The organism is Flavobacterium sp., from assembly GCF_043720215.1.
GTDB lineage: Bacteria > Bacteroidota > Bacteroidia > Flavobacteriales > Flavobacteriaceae > Flavobacterium.
The window spans coordinates 1-3,112 of sequence record NZ_JAYSSZ010000213.1 but is presented as its reverse complement, the minus strand read 5'-3'; the positions used below and the strand labels follow the sequence as shown (position 1 = coordinate 3,112).

The window sequence follows — 3,112 nt, the reverse complement described above, 5'->3', positions numbered from 1 at the left end:
TTTTAGATTTTAGATTTTAGATTTCAGATTGTTTGGAGGAATTCATTTTTAAGTAAAAGATATCAAAGTACTTCAATTGACAGAAGTTTTTTAGTTTTTATGTAAAACAAATCTCTTGTTAAGTTGAGGTTGCAATTGGAGTAGTAAGCAATTTAAATAATTTTTATATTTATAGACTTCGGGAAATCGAAGTCTTTCTTTTTATATTTGTTTTTAAATTTAAGGATAAAATGAATTACGAGCAGATTCTAAAAGAAATATATCAAGAAACAAAATCACTTTCAATAATTGGAAACGTTTCTAAATCAATACCTGAATTAGCAAAAATCGATGGGAATAAATTTGGGATTCATCTTACCACGATTAATCATCAAGATTTTGGAATAGGCGATAGTAACGAAAAATTTTCGATACAATCGGTTTCAAAAGCGCTAACTGTGGCTTTGGCATTTTCGTTTTTAGACGAAAAAGTTTGGGAGCGAGTAGGAGTTGAGCCATCAGGAAGTGCATTCAATTCTTTGGTTCAGTTAGAATACGAAAAAGGAATTCCTCGAAATCCGTTTATAAATGCTGGAGCTTTGGTAATTGCGGATATGTTGGTTTCTAGTTTAGAAAATCCAAAAGAAGATTTTTTAAAATTTATTCGTAAAATTTCGGGTTGTCAAACTATTAATTACAATCTAAAAGTAGCCAAATCTGAAAAAGAAACAGGTTTTAGAAATGCGGCTTTAGCAAACTTTCTCAAATCTTTTGGAAATATAAATAACGATGTCGAAACGGTTCTTGATTTCTATTTCCATCAATGTTCACTAGAAATGACTTGTAAAGAATTGGCTCATTCTTTTTTCTTTTTTGCCAATGAAGGAAAAACTATTTCAGGAGAGCAAATCGTGACAAAAAGCCAAGTCAAAAGGTTGAATGCGATAATGCAAACCTGTGGTTTTTATGACGAATCTGGGGAGTTTACCTATAAAGTTGGTTTGCCCGGAAAAAGCGGAATAGGTGGCGGAATAGCCGCTTTATTTCCTAAAAATTTCGTGGTTGCTACTTGGTCGCCACGATTAAATGAAAAAGGAAATTCTGAATTAGGAATGTATGCATTAGAGTTATTAACAACCAAAACTGGGATGTCTGTGTTTTAGAAAAAAATACCTGACAGGTTTTCAAAACCTGTCAGGTATAATATTCTTACTTATTATTCTCTATTACATAATCTAAAACTTTCTTCATCAAATGTACTCTGTCTTTTCCTTGTACATTGTGTTTGTGCATTGGGTAAGGGAAAAAATCGACTTGTTTTTCGGCTTCTACGAACTTTTTTACTAAAGAAAAATTATGTTGCATCACTACAACATCATCGCTTGTTCCGTGAATTAAAAGTAATTTTCCTTTTAAGTTTTTTACATAATTTAAAACATTGGCTTCATCAAAACCTTTTTGGTTTTCTGCAGGCGTGTCCATATAACGCTCACCATACATGATTTCGTACCATTTCCAATCTGTTACTGGGCCGCCGGCAACACCAACTTTGAAAGCATCTGGTTTTCTTAGCATTAACGAAGTTGTCATAAATCCGCCATAACTCCAACCGTGCACTGCTAAACGATTTCCATCAACATAAGGTAATGATTTTAAATACTCTACACCTTTTATTTGGTCTTCAATTTCGTTAGAACCACAACGACCGTGAATAACACTTTCAAAAGCAAAACCACGATTATCAGATCCACGATTATCAACAGTAAATACTAAATAACCTTGTTCTGCCATCCAGTACATCCATAAATTAGCGCCATCTAGATAAGAATTGGTAATCATTTGAGCATGTGGTCCGCCATAAACATATACTAAAACAGGATATTTTTTGGTTGGATCAAAATTGCTTGGTTTTATTAAACGGGTAAATAAATCAGTAGTTCCATCAGCAGATTTAATGGTTTTGATTTCGGATGTACCTATTTCGTAACCATCATATTTGTTTTTGCTTTCTAAGAGTGTTTTTGCAACTAATTTTTTGTCATATAACAATGATTTACTTGGCGTTGTATGGTTCGAATATTCATCGAAAAGGTAGCTTCCATCAAAATTTGGCATTACATTATGAACACCTAAATCTTTGGTAATTAAAGTTTGTTTCCCTTTTAGATCGACTTTATATGCCAACATATTGGTTCCGTTTTCGCCAGTAGCTTTAAAATAAATTTCGGCTCCAGCAGCATTTGCGCTAATAATTTCACGAACAGGGAATTTATTATTAGTCAATTGTTTGATAAGTTTTCCTTCGATAGAGTAGTAGTATAGGTTTTGAAAACCTGATTTTTCACTAAACCAAACAAAATTATTCGATTTACTATTTGGGAAAAAAGCATCATGCTCAGGTTCTACCCATTTGTCACTTTTCTCGTTTAGAATTGTACGTACAAAAAGACCAGAATTAGCATCATACACATTCAAATTCATATCATTTTGTCCACGATTTACTTCAGCAATTAAAATATATTTTTCGTCTGGCGTCCAAGAAAGATTAGTTAAATAATCTTCTGAATTGCCTTTCGGCGAAATAAAAACTGTTTTGCTTGTTGCTAGATTATAAATTCCCACTCTAGGTTTTTCTGATTTCTGACCAATCATAGGATATTTAATACTTTGTAGTTTTCCTGGAGTTTCTGTAATATCTAATAGAGGATAATCAGCTACATCAGTTTCATCTTTTTGGTAAAAAGCCAAATAAGTCGATTTTGGAGACCAGAAAATCCCTCCTGAAATCCCGAATTCACTTCTAGATACAGCTTGTCCAGAAACTATGTTTTTATCAGAATTATTAGTAACCGTAATTTTTTCTTTATTTTTAGTATAGAAAAATAAATTGTTATTTTCTGTAAAAGCTAAATTTTGATTAGTACTATCAAAGGTTTGATTCTCTGCCGAGTCAGGAGTTTCTTGAATTGTTTTTCCAAGTTTAGTAGAAACTTCATAATTATAAAACTTTGCACCACTTGAAATGGTTAACGTGTTTTCGTTTTTCCATTGGTAACCAAAAAAAGAATTTATTTTTGAACCTAATGATTTGTTTAAATCTTCAAGACTAAGTATAAGAGATGATTTGTTGTCA

2 protein-coding genes are annotated in these 3,112 nt (G+C 32.1%); one reads left to right on the top strand and one right to left on the bottom strand.

Annotation, left to right across the window (positions count from 1 at the left end; translation table 11 throughout):
• The first annotated feature begins 230 nt into the window (after window positions 1-230).
• A complete protein-coding gene (locus tag ACHZC3_RS09830; RefSeq protein ID WP_394759689.1) occupies window positions 231-1,142 on the top strand; it encodes a glutaminase in 912 nt (303 codons plus the stop codon).
• 46 nt (window positions 1,143-1,188) lie between these two features.
• Here the strand turns inward: ACHZC3_RS09830 and ACHZC3_RS09825 are convergent.
• Window positions 1,189-3,112: DPP IV N-terminal domain-containing protein (locus ACHZC3_RS09825; RefSeq protein ID WP_394759688.1), on the bottom strand; the 1,924-nt coding region annotated here is incomplete at its 5' end.